The sequence below is a fragment of the Mycobacterium europaeum genome, assembly GCF_002102155.1.
In the GTDB taxonomy this organism is placed as follows: domain Bacteria; phylum Actinomycetota; class Actinomycetes; order Mycobacteriales; family Mycobacteriaceae; genus Mycobacterium; species Mycobacterium europaeum.
This window is the reverse complement of sequence record NZ_LQOU01000021.1, coordinates 56,435-76,110: the sequence shown is the minus strand read 5'-3', so window position 1 is coordinate 76,110 and position 19,676 is coordinate 56,435. Positions and strand designations below refer to the sequence as shown.

Sequence of the window (19,676 nt, the reverse complement as noted above, 5' to 3'; positions counted from 1 at the left end):
TTGCAAAGCCTTGGGCGCGGCACAACTGAAAACACCAACACTGCTTTAACAAGCACCAACAAGTCCAGGAGGACAACGAAGTGGCGAAGGCGAAGTTCGAGCGGACGAAGCCGCACGTCAACATTGGGACCATCGGTCACGTTGACCACGGCAAGACGACGCTGACCGCGGCTATCACCAAGGTTCTGCACGACAAGTACCCGGACCTGAACGAGTCCCGTGCGTTCGACCAGATCGACAACGCGCCCGAGGAGCGTCAGCGCGGTATCACCATCAACATCTCCCACGTGGAGTACCAGACCGACAAGCGGCACTACGCCCACGTCGACGCCCCCGGCCACGCCGACTACATCAAGAACATGATCACCGGCGCCGCCCAGATGGACGGCGCGATCCTGGTGGTCGCCGCGACCGACGGCCCGATGCCGCAGACCCGCGAGCACGTGCTGCTGGCGCGTCAGGTCGGCGTGCCCTACATCCTGGTGGCGCTGAACAAGGCCGACATGGTCGACGACGAGGAGCTGCTGGAGCTCGTCGAGATGGAGGTCCGCGAGCTGCTGGCCGCCCAGGAGTTCGACGAGGACGCCCCGGTGGTTCGGGTGTCGGCGCTCAAGGCGCTCGAGGGTGACGCCAAGTGGGTCGAGTCCGTCGAGCAGCTGATGGACGCGGTCGACGAGTCGATCCCGGACCCGGTCCGCGAGACCGAGAAGCCGTTCCTGATGCCGGTGGAGGACGTGTTCACCATCACCGGTCGTGGCACGGTCGTCACCGGTCGTGTGGAGCGCGGCGTGATCAACGTGAACGAGGAAGTCGAGATCGTCGGCATCCGGCCGACCAGCACCAAGACCACGGTCACCGGTGTGGAGATGTTCCGCAAGCTGCTCGACCAGGGGCAGGCCGGTGACAACGTCGGTCTGCTGCTGCGCGGTATCAAGCGCGAGGACGTCGAGCGCGGTCAGGTTGTCACGAAGCCCGGCACCACCACGCCGCACACCGAGTTCGAGGGCTCGGTCTACATCCTGTCCAAGGATGAGGGCGGCCGGCACACGCCGTTCTTCAACAACTACCGTCCGCAGTTCTACTTCCGCACCACCGACGTGACCGGTGTGGTGACGTTGCCGGAGGGCACCGAGATGGTGATGCCCGGCGACAACACCAACATCTCGGTGAAGCTGATCCAGCCCGTCGCGATGGACGAGGGTCTGCGGTTCGCGATCCGCGAGGGTGGCCGCACCGTCGGCGCCGGCCGGGTCGTCAAGATCATCAAGTAGTTCCTCAGCGCAAAAGCCCGGATTGCCGATCACGGCAATCCGGGCTTTATGCGTTTTACCGGGCCGAACGCGGGCGGCTCCGCTACGATTCCTCAATAAGGAGTCGGGGCGGAAGATGGCCGGGAGGTTCGGATGTCCTTCGTATTCGCGACGCCTGAGTATGTCGCCGCCGCGGCGTCGGATCTAGCCAGGATCGGCTGGACGATCACGTCGGCGAACTCAATGGCGATGGGCCCCACGTCGACCGTGTTGGCCCCGGGTGCCGACGAGGTGTCGGCGAGCATTGCCGCGCTCTTCGGCGCGCACTCGCAGGTGTACCAGGCGCTCAGCGCGCAGGCGACAGCGTTTCACAACCAGTTCGTGCAGCTGATGAACGGCGGCGCGGCCCAATATCTGGCCACCGAGGCCGCCAACACCACGCCGTTGCAGGCCGCGGGGGCGCCCGCGTCGATGGCGGCGCAGCTGCCGGCGGCGACGGCCGCGGGCGGCGCGGCGCCGGGCGTACCGGCGGGGCCCCTGATGTCCGCCGTCGCGCCGGCGTCGGCGGCGGCGAGCGCCCCGGCACCGGCCGGCCCGGCGGTGGCCGCGGCCGGCACGGGACCGGCCGCGCTGGCCCCCGCCACCACGCCTGCGACGACGGTCCAGGCGGTGACGCCCGCCTACGCCCCGGCCGCCTCGCAACCGGTGGCTTCGACTCCGGCGACGGCCGGCCCGCTGGCGTCGGCGCCGGCTCAGGTCGAGACGCCGCAAGCCGCCGCGGCCCCGGCGATGCCGGTGTCGACCGGCACGCCGGTGAAGATGGTGTCGGCTCATTCGCCCGCCCCGGGCACTCCGGCGGGGCCGTCCGGTCGCCCGGCGCCGACGCTGATACCCAGGGTGGACTGACCCCGGATCGCTTGCGCGTATGCCGCTCGCGGTGAGACCGCGACAGCTAACCTGACACGCAAATTCCGGCCAGTGTAAGGAGGCCCTCGTGTTGGCGCGCTACCTGAAGGCACAGTTGGTGGTTTTGCTGTGCGGCGGCCTGGTCGGGCCGATCTTCTTGATCGTCTACTTCACCCTCGGGCTCGGCAGCCTGTTGCAGTGGATGTTCTATGTCGGTCTGCTCGTCACCGTGGCCGACGTGCTGATCGCGCTCGCGTTGGCCAACTACGGCGCGAAGTCCTCGGCCAAGACCGCGGCGCTCGAACAGAGCGGGGTGCTGGCGCTCGCCCAGATCACCGGGGTCACCGAGACCGGGACGTGGATCAACAACCAGCAGGTGGTCAAGGTTCACCTGCACATCGCCGGGCCCGGGTTTCTGCCGTTCGACAGCGAAGACCGGGTGATCGCGAGCGTGACCCGGCTCGGCAACCTCAACGCCCGCAAGCTGGTGGTGCTGGTCAATCCCACCACCAACGAATACCGGATCGACTGGGAGCGAAGCGCTTTGGTCAACGGCTTGGTGCCCGCCCAGTTCACCGTGGCCGAAGACAACCGGACCTACGACCTGAGCGGACAGGCCGGCCCGCTGATGGAGATCCTGCAGATCCTCAAGGCCAACAACGTCCCCCTGGACCGCATGGTGGACATTCGGTCGAATCCGGTGCTGCGCCAGCAGATTCAGGCGGTGGTGCGCCGGGCGGCCGAACAACAGGCCCCGGCCGCCCAGCCGGCCGCTGCCGGCGGCCCCGCACCGGTGGCCACGCCCCCGCAACCATCGATCGCGCAACGGCTGCAGGAACTCGAGACGCTGCGCGCCAGCGGCGCGGTGACCGACCAGGAGTACAGCAGCCGGCGGGCCCAGATCATCTCGGAAATCTGATCGGCGGCCAAGTTAGAACAGGTTTCAGTTTCGCTGCTAGCCTGACTGCGTGACTGGATCACTGCAGGGGCGCGTCGCGTTCATCACCGGCGCCGCCCGCGCCCAGGGCCGTTCGCACGCGGTGCGGCTGGCCCGGGAGGGTGCCGACATCATCGCGCTCGACATCTGTGCGCCGGCCTCGAAGTGCCTGACCTACACGCCGGCCACGCCGGAGGACCTCGCCGAGACCGTCCGCCTGGTGGAGGCGGAGGGCCGCAAGGTGTTGGCGCGCGAAGTGGACATCCGGGACGACGCCGCGCTGCGCCAGCTCGTGGCCGACGGCGTCGAACAATTCGGCCGGCTCGACATCGTGGTGGCCAACGCCGGAGTCCTGAGCTGGGGCCGGGTTTGGGAACTCACCGATGAGCAGTGGGACACGGTGATCGGGGTCAACCTGACCGGCACCTGGCGCACGCTGCGCGCCAGCGTGCCCGCGATGATCGACGCCGGCAACGGGGGCTCGATCGTCGTGGTCAGCTCGTCGGCGGGACTGAAAGCCACCCCCGGTAACGGGCATTACTCGGCCAGCAAGCACGGCCTCACCGCGCTGACCAACACGCTGGCCATCGAGCTCGGCGAATACAACATCCGGGTCAACTCCATCCATCCGTACTCGGTCGACACCCCGATGATCGAGCCGGAGGCGATGATGGAGATATTTGCCCGCCACCCCGGCTTCGTGCACAGCTTTCCCCCGATGCCGTTGCAACCCAACGGCTTCATGACACCGGACGAGGTGGCCGATGTCGTGGCGTGGCTAGCTGGGGACGGCTCCGGCACGATCACCGGCACACAGGTGCCCGTGGACAAGGGCGCCCTGAAGTACTGATCGGCGATCGTGGTATGAACTCCACGTGACCGCTAGCAAAGGAATCGTGATCGTCGGTGGCGGCCTGGCCGCCACCCGGACCGCCGAGCAACTTCGCCGGTCGGGGTACGCGGGCCGCGTCACGATCGTCAGCGACGAGGTGCACCTGCCGTACGACCGCCCCCCGCTGTCAAAAGAGGTGCTGCGCAAAGAGGTCGACGACGTGGCCCTCAAACCCCGGGAGTGGTACGACGAGAACGACATCACCCTGCGGCTGGGCGCCGCAGCCACCGGCCTGGACACCGCGGCGCAGACGGTGACGTTGGCCGACGGGTCCGTGATCGGCTACGACGAACTGGTCATCGCCACCGGCCTGGTGCCGCGCCGCATCCCGACGCTGCCGGATCTGGAGGGCATCCGGGTGCTGCGCACGTTCGACGAGAGCCTGGCGCTGCGCGAGCACGCGTCCGCCGCGCAGCGCGCCGTGGTCATCGGCGCCGGCTTCATCGGCTGCGAGGTGGCGGCCAGCCTGCGCAGCCTCGGGGTGGACGTCGTGTTGGTCGAGCCCCAGCCGACGCCCCTGGCGTCGGTGCTCGGCGAGCGGATCGGTGAGCTGGTCGCGCGGCTGCACCGCGAGGAAGGTGTCGACGTCCGCCTCGGCGTCGGGGTGGCCGACGTGCGCGGCGACGGGCGGGTGGACACCGTGGTGCTGTCCGACGGCACCGAGCTGGCGGCCGACCTGGTGGTGATCGGCATCGGGTCGCACCCGGCGACCGGCTGGCTCGAGGGCAGCGGTGTCGACGTGGACAACGGCGTGCTCTGCGACCAGGCCGGACGGACCAGCGTGCCCAACGTGTGGGCGCTCGGTGACGTCGCCTCCTGGCGCGATGCGACCGGACATCAAGCACGCGTGGAACATTGGAGCAACGTCGCCGACCAGACCCGCGTCGTGGTGCCCGCGATGCTGGGGCAGGACGTGTCGTCGGCCGCGGTCGTCGTCCCCTACTTCTGGAGCGACCAGTACGACGTGAAGATCCAGTGCCTCGGGGAGCCGGAAGCCACCGACACCGTCCACCTCGTCGAGGACGACGGCCGCAAGTTCCTGGCGTACTACGAGCGCGACGGGGTGCTGGTCGGCGTCGTCGGCGGCGGAATGCCCGGCAAGGTCATGAAGGTCCGCGGCAAGATCGCCACCGGCGCACCCATCTCGGACGTGCTGGGCTGACTTCGGCGCGAGCCGTTGGGCGACAGCCGCTTTCGTTCGCGCCCGCCTACCGCCAGTGCACCGGCGGGCCGTGCGGATGGCATTCGCCGAGAACCTGGAGTTCGCCCCCCGGCCACCGGCGCGCGCGCACCAGGAACCGGATAGGTGCGTCGGGGCCGCCGCGCGCCGGCTCCAGCGTGAGGTGCACGAACGGCGATCGCTCGTCCGCCTGTCCGCCCACGGCGCGGACCCGGGCGCGCACCGTCTCGCGCTCCTCCCGCGACAGGTACTGCCAGGTGATCGAGTGCCACAGCACCGTCAGCGCGCCCTCGGCCGGGCTCAGCTCGGCGACCGCGTCGGCCGCGGTGTGGCGCGCCAGCCGCGCGGGCACCCGCCGGGCGATGTCGACGGCGCCGCGCAGGCGTTCGAGCCGGGCCGTCTGGTCGGGCCAGACGTAGCTCAACAGGGTGAGCTCCCCGTCGGCCCCCGTGACGTCGACGGGTGCGATGTCGTAGCCGCGACGCTCGACGATGCGCAGCGCGCCGTCGGGCGGCAGCGCGCCGCGCCACGCGTCGGAGATGGTCACCGGCGAATCGCTCGGCCCCCACTGTCCGCCGGCGAATAGGTAACGGTAGCGGTCCGCGCGCAGGTTCAGTCCCGCGCTCGTCCCGATCTCGAAAAGCCTTATCGGCAGCGCGGATTCACTGTTGATGCGCAACAGGGCGCCGACCAGTGCGGCGGACCGCCCGACCTCGTTGGTCTGGGGCGGTTGCCGCAACGCCGCCCGCAGCGTTTCGGCGTGCCCGGCCGCGACGTCCACGATCTCGGGCCACGCGCGTGCGGCGTCCCAGCTGCCGCCGGTGCTGGGATACCACCGGCGCAGCTGCGCCGCCCGCCCGTCGAGCACCAACCGGTGCAGGCCGCCGAGCAGCCGCAGCGGCACCGCGAGGCGCGATGGGTCGTCCTCGTGCCCGGACAGGATGGTCGCGAAGACACCGCCGGCGGCGACGTCGCGGGCCACCAGCTCGAAGAGCTCGCCGTACATCGGTGAGCCGGAGCCCGCGCAGAACCGCCCCTGCGCGCGCAGGGTGTGCAGCAGGTGGTCGCCGGTCACGGATCCAACCCGTGCAGCCCGGTGCCCACCACGTCGAACGCCTGGCCCAGCGCGGTCGGCAGCGGGACGGACTCGTCGCCGAGCCAGTGCTCGTAGGCCGAGAGCGCCACCCCGAGCATGGTCCAGGCGACGGTCCGCGGCAGCAGGTCGGTCGTCTTGCAATCCGACCGGCGGGCGACGAAACCGGCGATCACCTCGCGCCAGCCGGCGTACATGGTCATCGAGTAGGCCTGCAGTTCGGCGGTCTGCAGGATGACCCGCATCCGCTGCCGGTGCCGGGCGGTCTCGGATTCGTCAAAGGTGTTGAACGCCAAGAGCGCATCGCGCAGCGCCTGACCCAGCGGCACCCGCGGGTCGACGTCGTCGAGCAGGTCGCGCAGGTGCGCGAGGTGGGTGTCGAAGTCGCCCCAGGGGATGGCGTTCTTGGACGCGTAGTAGCGAAACAGCGTCCGCCTCGAGATGCCGGCGGCGTGTGCGACGTCGTCGACGCTGACCTCGGCGAACCCGCGGGCGCTGAACAGCTCGATCGCAACGTCGGTGATGTCGTGCGGCGTGGTCGAGCGGCGACGGCCCACCCGCGGCTGCGGCCCCATGAGACCCCGCCCTTCCATTTCGGCACTCGATGCCATATTCTGACGAAGCTTGTGACCCAAGTCCCATCGTTGTCAAGACCCGGCGAAAGGCAAAGACCCATGGACCACGAAACCGAGACCGAGACCCAGCTCGTCGCCGAGACCCTGGTCGAAGAGGTGTCGATCGACGGCATGTGCGGGGTCTACTGAGCCGCGTGTTCGACCCCGACCGCGGCTGGCGGTTGCACCCGCAGGTGGCGGTTCGACCCGAACCGTTCGGGGCGCTGCTCTACCACTTCGGCACCCGCAAGCTGTCGTTTCTGAAGAACCGCACCATCCTCACCGTGGTGCGGTCCCTGGCCGACCATCCCGATGTGCACTCGGCCTGCCGCGCGGCGGGGGTGGACGACGGGGGTGAGGCGCCGTACTTGCACGCGCTGGGCGTGTTGGCCGATTCGTTGATGTTGGTTCCACAGGAGGCCCCATGACCGCCGGACTGGCCAGAGTGCCGCGGCTCATCGAGCAGTTCGAGAGCGGGCTGGATGCGCCCATCTGCCTGACGTGGGAGCTGACCTACGCCTGCAATCTGGCGTGCGTGCACTGCCTTTCGTCGTCGGGCAAGCGGGATCCGCGGGAGCTGTCCACCCGGCAATGCATGGACATCATCGACGAGCTGGAACGCATGCAGGTGTTCTACGTCAACATCGGCGGTGGCGAGCCCACCGTGCGGCCGGACTTCTGGGAGCTGGTCGACTACGCCACCGCGCACCACGTCGGGGTGAAGTTCTCCACCAACGGGGTCCGCATCACCGAAGAGGTTGCCGCCCGGCTGGCCGCCAGCGACTACGTCGACGTCCAGATCTCGCTCGACGGCGCCACCGCGGAGGTCAACGACGCGGTCCGCGGTCCCGGCTCCTTCGACATGGCGGTGCGGGCGCTGCAGAACCTGGCTGACGCGGGCTTCGCGGACGCGAAGATCTCCGTCGTCGTCACCCGGCACAACGTCGACCAACTCGACGAATTCGCCGCGCTGGCAGACCGTTACGGCGCCACCCTGCGGATCACCCGGCTGCGTCCGTCGGGGCGCGGCGCCGACGTCTGGGAGGACCTGCACCCCACCGCCGCCCAGCAGGTGCAGCTCTACGACTGGCTGGTGGCCAAGGGCGAGCGGGTGCTCACCGGCGACTCCTTCTTCCACCTGTCGCCGCTGGGTTCCTCCGGTGCGTTGGCCGGCCTGAACATGTGCGGTGCCGGGCGGGTGGTGTGTTTGATCGACCCGGTGGGTGACGTCTACGCCTGCCCGTTCGCCATCCACGACCGCTTCCTGGCCGGAAACGTCCTGGCCGACGGTGGATTCGACAACGTCTGGAAGAACGCACCGCTGTTCCGGGAGTTGCGCGAACCGCAGTCCGCGGGCGCCTGCGGCAGCTGCGGACACTACGACGCCTGCCGGGGCGGCTGCATGGCCGCCAAGTTCTTCACCGGCCTGCCGATGGACGGCCCGGATCCCGAATGCGTCCAGGGGCACAGCGCCTCGGCGCTGGCCCGGAGCCGTGAGACGCCGCGCCCCCGCGCCGACCATTCCCACGGGCGCCGGGTTCGCCAGCCGGTGCCCCTGACGCTGTCGGTGCGACCACCGGACACACCCCCCGCCCGCCTCTGCAACGAAAGCCCGATCTAGCCATGGCCGAATGGTTTGAGACCGTCGCCATCGCGCAGCAACGCGCGAAACGGCGGCTCCCGAAGTCCGTGTATTCAGCGCTGGTTGCGGGCAGCGAAAAGGGCATCACCGTCTCCAACAACGTCGAGGCGTTCAGTGAACTCGGATTCGCGCCCCACGTGGTCGGCGCGCCGGAAAAGCGTGACCAGTCGACCACCGTTATGGGACAAGACATCTCGTTGCCGGTGCTGATCTCGCCCACCGGCGTGCAGGCGGTCGACCCCGACGGCGAGGTGGCCGTCGCCCGGGCCGCGGCGGCGCGCGGGACGGCGATGGGGCTGTCCTCGTTCGCGAGCAAACCGATCGAGGAAGTCATCGCCGCCAACCCCAAGGTCTTCTTCCAGGTCTACTGGCTGGGCGGGCGTGACGCGATCGCCGAGCGCGTGGAGCGGGCGCGGCAAGCCGGTGCCGTCGGCCTGATCGTCACCACCGACTGGTCGTTCTCCCACGGCCGCGACTGGGGTAGCCCCAAGATCCCCGAGGAGATGAACCTGCGGACCATCCTGCGGCAGTCGCCGGAGGCCGTCTTCAAGCCCCGCTGGCTGTGGAAGTACGGCAAGACGCTGCGCCCGCCGGACCTGCGCGTGCCCAACCAGGCGCGCCGCGGCGAACCGGGTCCGCCCTTCTTCGCGGCCTACGGGGAGTGGATGGGCACACCGCCCCCGACGTGGGAGGACATCGCCTGGCTCCGCGAACTGTGGGGCGGGCCGTTCATGCTCAAGGGCGTGATGCGCGTCGATGACGCGAAAAGGGCCGTGGATGCCGGAGTTTCGGCGATCTCGGTGTCGAACCACGGCGGCAACAACCTCGACGGCACGCCGGCGTCGATCCGCGCCCTGCCCGCGGTGGCCGCGGCGGTGGGCGATCAGGTCGAGGTGCTGCTCGACGGCGGCATCCGCCGCGGCAGTGACGTCGTCAAGGCGGTGGCGCTCGGGGCGCGCGCGGTGATGATCGGCCGCGCGTACCTGTGGGGCCTGGCCGCGGCCGGGCAGGCGGGCGTGGAGAACGTGCTCGACATCCTGCGCGGGGGCGTCGACTCGGCGCTGATGGGTCTGGGACTCGGCAGCGTCCACGACCTCGGCCCCGACGACATCCTGGTCCCACCCGGCTTCACCCGGGCCCTCGGCGTCCCGGCCGCCGGCGACGCCTAGGCGCCAATTACCGATATCCCGGGCAGATTTTTCGGGAAGGGTTGGCCGCGCCCATATCGTGGTACAAGCGTGGTGTCCGTGACGGACGAGCACTAATTTCGAGCACCGCATGAACCAGCCAGGAAAAAAATCATTTTCAACGGACAACAATTGGTGCACGCCAGGTGAATTCGTCCTACCATCACCGAGTGCCCGTACTCGGCGAATTGGCAATGGCGACGTCAAGCCAGCTATCGGGCACCTCGCCGTCGGTATTGGTCCCCGTGGGGTCGACGGAACAGCACGGTCCGCACCTGCCGTTGGATACCGACACCCGGATCGCAACCGCGGTCGCCCGGGGGGCCCGGACGCGCCTCGCCCGCGACTGGCTGGTGGCGCCGGCCATCGCCTACGGCGCAAGCGGCGAGCACCAAAGCTTCGCCGGGACGATCTCCATCGGCACCGAAGCCCTGACGATGCTGCTGGTGGAGTACGGCCGGTCGGCCGCGGGCTGGGCCGAGCGCCTGGTCTTCGTCAACGGCCATGGTGGCAACGTCGCCGCGCTGAGCGCCGCGGTGGCCCGGCTGCGTTCCGAGGGCCGCGATGCCGGCTGGTGCCCCTGCCTGGCCGGCGGTGGCGACGCCCACGCCGGGCATACCGAAACGTCGCTGTTGCTGCACATCTCGCCCGGTGACGTGCTGACCGATCGGTGGCGCACCGGCAACCGGGCGCCGCTGTCCGAACTGCTTCCGTCGATGCGCCGCGGGGGAGTGGCCGCGGTCAGCCCGGTGGGGGTGCTCGGCGACCCGACCACCGCGACCGCTGCCGACGGCGAGCGCATCCTCGCCGAGATGGTCGACGGCTGTGTCCGCCGGGTGGACCGGTGGTCACCGGGGCGCGACGGGATGCTGGCATGACGGCGCCGGCGGGGCGGCGGACATGACCGCGGCCCGGCTGCCCGACGGCTTCGCCGTCCAGGTCGATCGCCGCGTGCGGGTGCTCGGCGACGGGTCGGCGCTGCTCGGCGGCTCGCCGACCCGGCTGCTCAAGCTCGCGCCGGCCGCCCAGGACATGCTGTGCGACGGCCGGCTCAAGGTCCGCGACGACGTCAGCGCGCAGCTGGCTCGCACCCTGCTGGACGCCACGGTGGCGCATCCGCGGCCGGCGGGGGGACCGTCGCACCGTGACGTGACCGTGGTTATCCCGGTGCGGAACAACCTTTCCGGGGTGCGCCGCCTGGTGAGCTCGCTGCGCGGCCTGCGGGTCATCGTGGTCGATGACGGCTCGTTCCCGCCCATCGAGCCGGACGATTTCGTCGGCGCTCACTGCGACGTCGAGGTGTTGCGACACCCGCGCAACCGGGGCCCGGCCGCCGCCCGCAACACCGGGCTGGCCGCCTGCACCACCGACTACGTCGCTTTCCTCGATTCCGACGTCGCGCCCCGGCGCGGCTGGCTGGAGGCTTTGCTCGGTCACTTCTGCGACCCGACGGTCGCGCTCGCCGCGCCGCGCATCGTCGGTTTGTCGCACAGTGAGAATGTGGTGGCGCGTTACGAGGCGGTGCACTCCTCCCTCGATCTCGGCGAGCGTGAAGCCCCGGTGCTGCCCCACAGCACGGTGTCCTACGTGCCCAGCGCGGCCATCATCTGTCGCTGTTCCGCCCTGCGCGCTGTCGGCGGGTTCGACGAGACGCTGCAGTCCGGCGAGGACGTCGACCTGTGTTGGCGGCTCATCGAAGCCGGTGCCCGGCTGCGCTACGAGCCCATCGCGCTGGTCGCCCACGACCACCGCACCGAACTGCGGGACTGGCTGGCGCGCAAGGCGTTCTACGGTGGTTCGGCGGCCCCGCTCTCGGTCCGCCATCCGGACAAGACGGCACCGGTGGTGATCTCCGGCTGGGCGCTGATGACCTGGATCCTGATGGCGTTCGGGACCACCCTGTCGCAGCTGGCCTCCGTCGCCTTCGCCGTCCTGACGGGCCGCCGGATCGCGAGGGCGATGCGCGGCGCCGACACGTCTGTCACCGACGTGGCCGTGATCGCCGGCCGCGGGCTGTGGTCGGCGGCGCTGCAGCTGGCGTCGGCCCTGTGCCGCCACTATTGGCCGCTGGCATTGTTCGCCGCCACGGTGTCGCGGCATTTCCGGCATGTCCTACTGGTCGCGGCGATCATGGACGGCGTCGTGGACTGGCTGCGCCGCCGCGACGCCATCGGGGACGATGCCGAACCGATCGGCCCGCTGACGTATCTGTTGCTCAAGCGTGTCGACGACCTGGCGTACGGTCTCGGGTTGTGGTGGGGTGTGCTGCGGGAGCGCAACCTGCGCGCGCTGAAACCGCAGATTCGGAACTAGCCGCCACCTTGACCCGCCCTTGATGAAGGCCGCCCCGCACAGCGACGTGCTGATCGTCGGTGCCGGCAGTGCTGGATCGGTTGTTGCCGAACGCCTTTCCGTCGATCCCGGCCGTCTGGTGACCGTCCTCGAGGCGGGCCCCGCCCTCGACGATCCAGGGCTGCTCGCCCAGACCGCCAACGGACTCCAGCTGCCGATAGGGGTCAGCAGCCCGCTGGTGCGGCGCTATCAGGCCAGCCTGACCGACCGGCCGGTGCGTCGGCATCCGCTCGTGCGGGGGGCGACGGTCGGCGGTTCGGGCGCGGTCAATGGCGGATACTTCTGTCGCGGATTGCCGCGCGACTTCGATCGCCTCGCCCTGCCGGGCTGGGCCTGGTCCGACGTCCTCGCCAGCTTCCGCGCCATCGAGACCGACCTCGATTTCGCGGGCCCGGCCCATGGCGACCGCGGCCCCATCAGGGTGCGTCGCACCCGCGAAATGACCGGCACCACCGAGCGTTTCATCGACGCCGCGCAGCGCGCCGGATTCGACTGGATCGACGATCTCAACGATGGCGGCCCCGAACCGGTTTCGGGGATGGGTGCCGTTCCACTCAACATCGTCGACGGCGTGCGTACCGGATCTGGCGCAGGATTCCTGATCCCGGCCCTGGGCCGGCCCAACCTGACGGTGCACGCGCGGACACGCGCGGCGCGGTTGCGTTTCGCCGGCACCGCCGCGGTCGGTGTCGACGCGATCGGCCCGAGCGGCCAAATGACCCTGACCGCCGACCGGATCGTGTTGTGCGCCGGCGCCATTCAGACCGCACAGCTGCTCATGGTTTCCGGCATCGGGTCGGAGGACGGGTTGCGGGCCGTCGACGTACCCACGGTGGCGCCGCTGCCGGTCGGCGCCGCGTTCAGCGATCATCCCGAATGGGTGTTGCCCACCGAGTGGACGGTGGCCCCCCGCCGGCCGGTGCTCGAGGTCGTGCTCAGCACCGCCGACGATCTCGAGATCCGGCCCTACACCGGAGGATTCGTCGCGATGACGGGGGACGGGACTGCCGGGCATGCCGACTGGCCGCACATCGGGGTGGCGCTCATGCAGCCGCGGGCGCGCGGGCGCATCACGGTGGTGTCGGCGGATCCCGACGTCCCGCCCCTGATCGAGCACCGCTACGACAGCGAGCCCGAAGACGTCGCGGCGCTAGAGCGGGGAACCGAGCTTGCCCGCGAACTCGTCGGTGGCGCAACGCGTGTCGGTGCCCCCGTATGGTCCACGTCGCAACACCTGTGTGGCACCGCACCGATGGGCGCCGACACCGATCCGCGGGCCGTCGTCGATCATCGCTGCCGGGTGCGCGGCATCGACAACCTGTGGGTGATCGACGGGTCGGTCCTGCCCGCCATCACCAGCAGGGGGCCGCACGCCACGATCGTGATGCTCGGGCATCGGGCCGCCGAGTTCGTGCGGTGAGGGGGCGCGCGTGTGGAGGCGGGCCCCACGCGTGATGCGTAAGGCCCGCCCCGACGAGCGGCGAACGTCATGCGGTCCACGCAGATGGCCACGACAAGTGGCGGTGCGTGCGCAGGTATGCGTCGCGCGGACAATGCGTCGCAATATTCGTGGACGGCACGGCCGCCGGCTCGCTTTTCACATGCCGTTACTTATCCCTTGGTGAGTCACCTCCTTCGCTCCCCCTCCGAATACGTTGGCAGTCAAGCTCGCAGCGGAGGTGACCGCTGCCGCGCCAATACCACAGAGACCGGCCATCGGGCCTGGTGCCCGCGGGTGCGCGTCGAGAGCCCGGCGCCCGCCGGCTCGGTGGACACCACAGTGCCCGTGCGGCGCGGGCACCGCCGCGCCGCGGGAAGTTCACCGACGGGCTGCTCGGCCGGGCCGCCCAGTCGGCTCAGGCGAATCCACTCGGCCTCCACGATCGCCGCCGCCTCGCGCAGCGCTGGGCAGACCGGCTCGACACCGTTCGTCACGCCTATCAACACCACATCGCACCTCGCCTCGCAGAGATGACCTGTATCTGTCGATATATATTTCTGATACCAGAAGCGGCGGACGTTTTCAAGCACTCGCGGCAGCGACACAACACGGCTGAAGCCGCTGTCGGACAACGGCATTGGGTACCTCGCTCAGTGACGGCGCCGGGACACCATCCGGCGCACCGGCCGCAGCTGCCGCCCGTCGCGGCCCGGTGCCCACAACCCGATCAGCACCGCGGCCACCGCGACGATCACGGCCATCGCGATCGTGGACGCGTGCAGGGCCGCCAGGAACGCGGTCTTGCTGACGTCCGCCAGCTGGCGGCCCTGGGGCCCCAGCCTGCCCGCCACCTCGACGGCTTTGGCCAGTGAATCGGTGGCCGGCCCGCGGACGGGCGCCGGGAAGCCCGCCAGCTTCGGGGCGAGTTCGTCCGAATAGCGGCCGGCCAGAATGGAACCGGCCACCGCGATCCCCAGCGCGCCGCCCATCTCCCGGGACGTGTCGTTCACCGCGGACGCGACGCCCTGCTTCTCGTCGGGAACCGCTCCCATGATCGCCGACGTCGTCGGCGCCGTGCAGATTCCGATGCCCGTCGCCAACACCAGAGTCGGCCAGGCGAATTGGAGGTAGGACGAATGCAGGTCCAGCCGGTACATGCAGGCGAACCCGACCGCCATCAGCAGCGTGCCGACGAACAACACCAGCCGCAGACCCAGCTTGGGCACGTACCAGAACGACAGCGCCGAGAAGATGCCCAACGGCACCATGAACGGTCCGAAGGAGATCGCCGTCGCCAGGGCCGAGTAGCCCATGATCTGTTGCACGTATTGCATGCCGATGTAGAAGAACCCGAACGTCGCGCCGAACAGGATGACGATCGCGGCGACGCCGGTGGCGAAATTCGCGTCCGAGAACAACCGCACGTCCAGCAGCGGTTGCCCGTCGCGCCGGGTGAGCCGGAACTCGACGACACCGAACGCGGCGGCGAGCACCGCACCGGCGGCGAGCCCGCCCCAGACCAACGGGTCGCTCCATCCGCGCGTCGGGGCTTCGAGGATCGCCGCCACGGCGACCGCCACGGCGGCGCCGATCAATACCGCGCCCAGCGAATCGATGCGCGGGGCGTCGCCGTCGCGTGACGATGCGACCGTGCACGCCAACGCGAAGATCACCAGCCCGGCGGCACCCAGGGACCAGAAGATCGCGTGCCAGTCCCAGAAGCGAAGGAGCAGGCCGGAACCGAGCATGCCGAGCACCCCGCCGGATCCGGCCGTGCCGGCCCAGATCCCGACCGCCTTGGTGCGGTCGTCCTTCGGATGGGCCACGGTCAGCAGCGACAACGTCGCCGGCATCACGAAGGCGGCGCCGACCCCGGCGACCGCGCGGCCGGCGATGATCTGCGCCGGGCTGTTCAGCATCGCCGGTGACACCGAGCCGAGGGAGAAGACCAGCAGGCCGATCAGCAGGGCGCCGCGCCTGCCGTAACGGTCGCCGATCGCGCCCGCGGGCAGCAGCAGGCAGGCCAGGGCCACGGTGTATCCGTCGACGATCCAGTTCAGCTGCGACTGGGTGGCCGAGGTGGCCACCGCGAGGTCTCCCAGCGCGGTGTTCAGTGCCGTCATCGACGCGACGACCAGCGCGACGCCCATGCAGGCGACGGCCAGGGTCCAGTTCCGCGCTCGGGGGCTTCCGCCGATGCTGACCGCATCAGTACGCTGGTCGGGCCGGACCAGGGTGTCGACCATGGGGCGCCTCCTCACGGTGGCGTCGGGAGAGTTTTGAGACCAACAGTCTTGTAGATAGACCGATAGTCTTGTTCCCAAACGTGGGAGGTGGGTCACAATTACCGGCGGTACTACCGATCCGCGCCCAGCGCGCTCGCGGGCCCGATTGCTCGAGGCGGCCGCGGCGCTGCTGCGCTCCGGGGGGCCCAGCGCGGTGACCGTCGACGCGGTCACCCGTACCGCCAACGTGGCGAGGGCCACGCTGTACCGCCACTTCCCGAGCGGAAACGATCTGCTCGCAGCGGCTTTCAACAGCCTGATTCCGCCGTCGCCCACGCCGCCGGCCGAGGGGTCGGTGCGGGATCGCCTGGTGGCGGTGGTGCTGGCGCAGGCCGAGTCGGTGGCCCAGGCGCCGGCCCTGATGGCGGCCATGTCGTGGCTGTCGATGGGCCGGGATCTGCAGGAGTTGCCGGAGCCCCGCGACAGCGATTCCGCGGACAGCCCGGCGATCACCACGCTGCGCGAGCGGATCGCCCAGCAGTACGCGGCGCCGTTCGACGCCATCTTCGACAGCCCGGAGGCCGCCGAGCTGGGTGAGGTGGATCGGTCCCGTGCCATCGCGCTGCTCATCGGGCCCCTGGTGCTCGGGCGCCTGTCGACCCTTCCGGACTTCGACTACCGCGAGTGCGCGCTCGCGGCTGTCGACGGTTTCCTCTATGTCCAGCGCGCACTCAATCGGGCCGACGCGGCGAGCGTCGAATCGGCGGGCGTCTGAAGCCCCAAAAGGGCAGGTTGGTGGCCCTCGGCCCAGATTTGGCCAAACACCCGATCTAGGGCATACTGTTCAGGTTGCCTTGGGCCAGGTTTGCGCCTGGTCGGGCATACGACCAGCGCCCAAAACGGGCGCGTCCGGTCCCAACCTTGGATTGCGACTTTTTCGGCCTTGAAAGAGGCGCGCCCAGGTTGCGTGAGGGTGACACACCCGACCGCGGGGGCCGGTGGACCACGACAGGTAAACAGCGGCGCAGTATCCGGCGCGACGCTCGGTCGGCCCCATGGGGCGGACCGGCCCGCGCGCGGGGGCACCAGTCCGGAACACGGATTTTGTAAGTGGAGTGAGGGTAGGAGAAGCGTGGCGGGACAGAAGATCCGCATCAGGCTCAAGGCCTACGACCATGAGGCCATCGACGCATCGGCGCGCAAAATCGTCGAGACCGTCGTCCGCACGGGTGCCAGTGTCGTAGGTCCGGTGCCGCTGCCGACTGAGAAGAACGTGTATTGCGTCATCCGCTCCCCGCATAAGTACAAGGACTCGCGGGAGCACTTCGAGATGCGTACTCACAAGCGGTTGATCGACATCCTCGACCCGACGCCGAAGACCGTCGACGCGCTGATGCGCATCGACCTTCCGGCCAGTGTCGACGTCAACATCCAATAGGGGCTTGGTGAACTCATGGCAAGAAAAGGCATTCTGGGTACCAAGCTGGGCATGACGCAGGTGTTCGACGAGAACAACCGGGTCGTCCCGGTGACGGTGGTCAAGGCGGGCCCCAACGTGGTCACCCGCATCCGCACACCAGAGCGTGACGGCTACAGCGCCGTTCAGTTGGCCTACGGCGAGATCAGCCCTCGCAAGGTCAACAAGCCGGTGACCGGTCAGTACAGCGCCGCGGGCGTGAACCCGCGCCGCCACCTCGCCGAGTTGCGGCTGGACGACGAGGCCGCCGCCAGCGAATACGAGGTCGGCCAGGAGCTGACGGCGGAGATCTTCGCCGACGGCGCCTATGTCGACGTGACCGGAACCTCCAAGGGCAAGGGCTTCGCCGGCACCATGAAGCGTCACGGCTTCCGCGGCCAGGGCGCCAGTCACGGTGCGCAGGCGGTGCACCGCCGGCCGGGTTCCATCGGTGGTTGCGCCACGCCCGCCCGGGTCTTCAAGGGCACCCGGATGGCGGGCCGGATGGGTAACGACCGGGTGACCGTCCAGAACCTGGTGGTGCACAAGGTCGATACCGAGAACGGCGTCCTGCTGATCAAGGGTGCGGTCCCCGGCCGCACCGGTGGGCTCGTGGTGGTCCGCAGCGCGATCAAACGAGGTGAGAAGTAATGGCGCTCAAGATTGACGTGAAGACGCCGGACGGCAAGGTCGAGGGCTCCGTGGAACTGCCGGCCGAATTGTTCGACGCCCCGGCCAATATCGCGCTGATGCACCAGGTGGTCACCGCGCAGCGCGCGGCGGCGCGCCAGGGCACGCACTCGACGAAGACTCGCGGCGAGGTCAGCGGCGGTGGGCGGAAGCCTTACCGGCAGAAGGGAACCGGTCGCGCCCGTCAGGGTTCGACGCGTGCCCCGCAGTTCACCGGCGGCGGTGTCGTGCACGGCCCCAAGCCGCGCGACTACTCCCAGCGCACCCCGAAGAAGATGATCGCCGCGGCATTGCGCGGGGCGTTGTCGGACCGGGCGCGCAACGGCCGCATCCACGCGGTCACCGAGCTGGTGTCGGGTCAGACCCCGTCGACCAAGAACGCCAAGGCGTTTCTGGACACGCTGACCGACCGCAAGAACGTGCTGATCGTGATCGGCCGCAGCGACGAGGCCGGCGCCAAGAGCGTGCGCAACCTGCCCGGTGTGCACATCCTGACGCCCGGCCAACTCAACACCTACGACGTGCTGCGTTCCGACGACGTGGTGTTCAGCGTCGAGGCGCTCAACGCCTACATCGATTCCCAGGCTGGAGCCGGCACCGCTAGCACTGAGGAGGTAACGGCGTAGATGGCGACCATCACCGACCCCCGCGACATCATCCTGGCCCCGGTCATCTCGGAGAAGTCCTACGGGCTGCTGGATGAGAACGTGTACACCTTCGTGGTGCACCCCGACTCGAACAAGACGCAGATCAAGATCGCCATCGAGAAGATCTTCGCCGTCAAGGTCGCGTCGGTGAACACCGCGAACCGGCAGGGCAAGCGCAAGCGCACCAGGACCGGATACGGCAAGCGCAAGAGCACCAAACGGGCCATCGTCACGCTGGCGCCGGGTAGCAAGCCGATCGATCTGTTCGGGGCCCCGGCCTAGCCCGCGAAAGAGAAAGACCTGATTAGACATGGCAATTCGTAAGTACAAGCCGACGAGCCCGGGCCGCCGCGGCTCCAGCGTGTCCGACTTCGCCGAGGTCACCCGGACGGAGCCGGAGAAGTCGTTGGTGCGCCCGCTGCACGGCCATGGCGGCCGTAACGCGCACGGCCGCATCACCACCCGGCACAAGGGTGGCGGCCACAAGCGCGCCTACCGGGTGATCGACTTCCGTCGCAACGACAAGGACGGGGTCAACGCCAAGGTCGCGCACATCGAATACGACCCCAACCGGACCGCCAACATCGCGCTGCTGCACTACCTCGACGGCGAGAAGCGATACATCATCGCGCCGCAAGGTCTTTCGCAGGGCGACGTGGTGGAGTCGGGCGCGAACGCCGACATCAAGCCGGGCAACAACCTGCCGCTGCGCAACATCCCGGCCGGTACGGTGATCCACGCCGTGGAGCTGCGGCCGGGCGGTGGCGCCAAGCTGGCGCGGTCCGCCGGCTCGAGCATCCAGCTGCTCGGCAAGGAGGGCACCTACGCGTCGCTGCGCATGCCCAGCGGTGAGATCCGCCGCGTCGACGTGCGCTGCCGCGCCACGGTCGGCGAGGTGGGCAACGCCGAGCAGGCGAACATCAACTGGGGCAAGGCCGGCCGGATGCGGTGGAAGGGCAAGCGCCCTTCGGTCCGTGGTGTGGTGATGAACCCGGTGGACCACCCGCACGGTGGTGGTGAGGGTAAGACCTCCGGCGGTCGGCACCCGGTGAGCCCGTGGGGCAAGCCGGAGGGCCGCACCCGCCACCCGAACAAGGCCAGCAACAAACTCATCGTCCGGCGCCGGCGCACCGGCAAGAAGCACGGTCGCTGAGGAAGTTCCGG

22 protein-coding genes are annotated in these 19,676 nt (G+C 69.5%); 18 read left to right on the top strand and 4 right to left on the bottom strand.

Annotation, left to right across the window (positions count from 1 at the left end; genetic code table 11):
• Positions 1-80 precede the first annotated feature (80 nt).
• The 5 genes from tuf (at position 81) to AWC03_RS11105 (ending at position 5,147) form a co-directional block, all read left to right on the top strand.
• Positions 81-1,271, top strand: a complete 1,191-nt coding sequence (tuf, locus tag AWC03_RS11125; RefSeq protein WP_067921884.1) for an elongation factor Tu — start codon at positions 81-83, stop codon at positions 1,269-1,271.
• Positions 1,272-1,403: 132 nt separating this feature from the next.
• On the top strand, positions 1,404-2,156 hold the full coding sequence (locus AWC03_RS11120) for a PE family protein (protein WP_085240534.1): 753 nt from the start codon (positions 1,404-1,406) through the stop codon (positions 2,154-2,156).
• An 88-nt stretch (positions 2,157-2,244) separates the two neighbouring features.
• Positions 2,245-3,075, top strand: a complete 831-nt coding sequence (locus tag AWC03_RS11115) for an SHOCT domain-containing protein (protein ID WP_085240533.1) — start codon at positions 2,245-2,247, stop codon at positions 3,073-3,075.
• Between the two features lie 49 nt (positions 3,076-3,124).
• Positions 3,125-3,943: a mycofactocin-coupled SDR family oxidoreductase gene (locus AWC03_RS11110; RefSeq protein ID WP_085240532.1), complete on the top strand. Its 819-nt coding sequence runs from the start codon at positions 3,125-3,127 to the stop codon at positions 3,941-3,943.
• A 25-nt stretch (positions 3,944-3,968) separates the two neighbouring features.
• Positions 3,969-5,147, top strand: a complete 1,179-nt coding sequence (locus AWC03_RS11105; RefSeq protein ID WP_085240531.1) for an NAD(P)/FAD-dependent oxidoreductase — start codon at positions 3,969-3,971, stop codon at positions 5,145-5,147.
• Between the two features lie 46 nt (positions 5,148-5,193).
• Here the strand turns inward: AWC03_RS11105 and AWC03_RS11100 are convergent, their stop codons facing one another.
• On the bottom strand, positions 5,194-6,240 hold the full coding sequence (locus AWC03_RS11100; RefSeq protein ID WP_085240530.1) for a DUF2332 domain-containing protein: 1,047 nt from the start codon (positions 6,238-6,240) through the stop codon (positions 5,194-5,196).
• The gene (mftR, locus tag AWC03_RS11095) at positions 6,237-6,833 is read right to left on the bottom strand and encodes a mycofactocin system transcriptional regulator (protein WP_085240529.1); all 597 of its coding nucleotides are present in this window, start codon (positions 6,831-6,833) and stop codon (positions 6,237-6,239) included. Before mftR ends, AWC03_RS11100 begins: the two co-directional genes overlap by 4 nt.
• A 99-nt stretch (positions 6,834-6,932) precedes the next feature.
• On the opposite strand from mftR, the gene mftA reads away from it, so the two are divergent.
• The 7 genes from mftA to mftG all read left to right on the top strand — a co-directional run bounded on the left by mftA (position 6,933) and on the right by mftG (position 13,473).
• Complete coding sequence (mftA, locus tag AWC03_RS11090; RefSeq protein WP_040621348.1) at positions 6,933-7,022, top strand: mycofactocin precursor MftA; 90 nt, start codon at positions 6,933-6,935, stop codon at positions 7,020-7,022.
• Positions 7,007-7,300, top strand: a complete 294-nt coding sequence (gene mftB, locus AWC03_RS11085) for a mycofactocin biosynthesis chaperone MftB (protein ID WP_085240528.1) — start codon at positions 7,007-7,009, stop codon at positions 7,298-7,300. Before mftA ends, mftB begins: the two co-directional genes overlap by 16 nt.
• Positions 7,297-8,493 (top strand): mycofactocin radical SAM maturase, encoded by a 1,197-nt coding sequence (mftC, locus tag AWC03_RS11080; RefSeq protein WP_085240527.1) that lies wholly within the window; start codon positions 7,297-7,299, stop codon positions 8,491-8,493. The genes mftB and mftC overlap by 4 nt, the downstream gene beginning before the upstream one ends.
• A gap of 2 nt (positions 8,494-8,495) precedes the next feature.
• Positions 8,496-9,683 (top strand): pre-mycofactocin synthase MftD, encoded by a 1,188-nt coding sequence (mftD, locus tag AWC03_RS11075; protein WP_085240526.1) that lies wholly within the window; start codon positions 8,496-8,498, stop codon positions 9,681-9,683.
• A 164-nt stretch (positions 9,684-9,847) separates the two neighbouring features.
• The gene (gene mftE, locus AWC03_RS11070; RefSeq protein ID WP_085240525.1) at positions 9,848-10,579 is read left to right on the top strand and encodes a mycofactocin biosynthesis peptidyl-dipeptidase MftE; all 732 of its coding nucleotides are present in this window, start codon (positions 9,848-9,850) and stop codon (positions 10,577-10,579) included.
• A gap of 22 nt (positions 10,580-10,601) precedes the next feature.
• Positions 10,602-12,014: a mycofactocin biosynthesis glycosyltransferase MftF gene (mftF, locus tag AWC03_RS11065; protein WP_085240616.1), complete on the top strand. Its 1,413-nt coding sequence runs from the start codon at positions 10,602-10,604 to the stop codon at positions 12,012-12,014.
• Positions 12,015-12,036: 22 nt separating this feature from the next.
• Positions 12,037-13,473 (top strand): mycofactocin dehydrogenase MftG, encoded by a 1,437-nt coding sequence (gene mftG, locus AWC03_RS11060; protein ID WP_085240524.1) that lies wholly within the window; start codon positions 12,037-12,039, stop codon positions 13,471-13,473.
• Positions 13,474-13,715: 242 nt separating this feature from the next.
• Here the strand turns inward: mftG and AWC03_RS11055 are convergent, their stop codons facing one another.
• Positions 13,716-14,132, bottom strand: coding sequence for a hypothetical protein (locus tag AWC03_RS11055; RefSeq protein WP_142278371.1), 417 nt, complete (start codon positions 14,130-14,132; stop codon positions 13,716-13,718).
• A gap of 12 nt (positions 14,133-14,144) precedes the next feature.
• Positions 14,145-15,740, bottom strand: a complete 1,596-nt coding sequence (locus tag AWC03_RS11050; RefSeq protein ID WP_085240522.1) for an MFS transporter — start codon at positions 15,738-15,740, stop codon at positions 14,145-14,147.
• Positions 15,741-15,885: 145 nt separating this feature from the next.
• Here AWC03_RS11050 and AWC03_RS11045 point away from each other — a divergent pair, with 145 nt between their 5' ends.
• The 6 genes from AWC03_RS11045 to rplB all read left to right on the top strand — a co-directional run bounded on the left by AWC03_RS11045 (position 15,886) and on the right by rplB (position 19,665).
• Positions 15,886-16,494, top strand: a complete 609-nt coding sequence (locus tag AWC03_RS11045) for a TetR/AcrR family transcriptional regulator (protein WP_085240521.1) — start codon at positions 15,886-15,888, stop codon at positions 16,492-16,494.
• Between the two features lie 357 nt (positions 16,495-16,851).
• Entirely contained in the window at positions 16,852-17,157 is a 306-nt protein-coding gene (gene rpsJ, locus AWC03_RS11040; RefSeq protein WP_003873519.1) for a 30S ribosomal protein S10, read from the top strand.
• A gap of 15 nt (positions 17,158-17,172) precedes the next feature.
• Positions 17,173-17,826, top strand: coding sequence for a 50S ribosomal protein L3 (gene rplC, locus AWC03_RS11035; RefSeq protein WP_055401884.1), 654 nt, complete (start codon positions 17,173-17,175; stop codon positions 17,824-17,826).
• A complete protein-coding gene (gene rplD, locus AWC03_RS11030; RefSeq protein ID WP_085240520.1) occupies positions 17,826-18,491 on the top strand; it encodes a 50S ribosomal protein L4 in 666 nt (221 codons plus the stop codon). Before rplC ends, rplD begins: the two co-directional genes overlap by 1 nt.
• Complete coding sequence (gene rplW / locus AWC03_RS11025; RefSeq protein ID WP_067924225.1) at positions 18,492-18,794, top strand: 50S ribosomal protein L23; 303 nt, start codon at positions 18,492-18,494, stop codon at positions 18,792-18,794. It abuts the gene before it with no gap.
• 28 nt (positions 18,795-18,822) lie between these two features.
• Positions 18,823-19,665, top strand: coding sequence for a 50S ribosomal protein L2 (gene rplB / locus AWC03_RS11020; protein WP_085240519.1), 843 nt, complete (start codon positions 18,823-18,825; stop codon positions 19,663-19,665).
• Positions 19,666-19,676 lie beyond the last annotated feature (11 nt).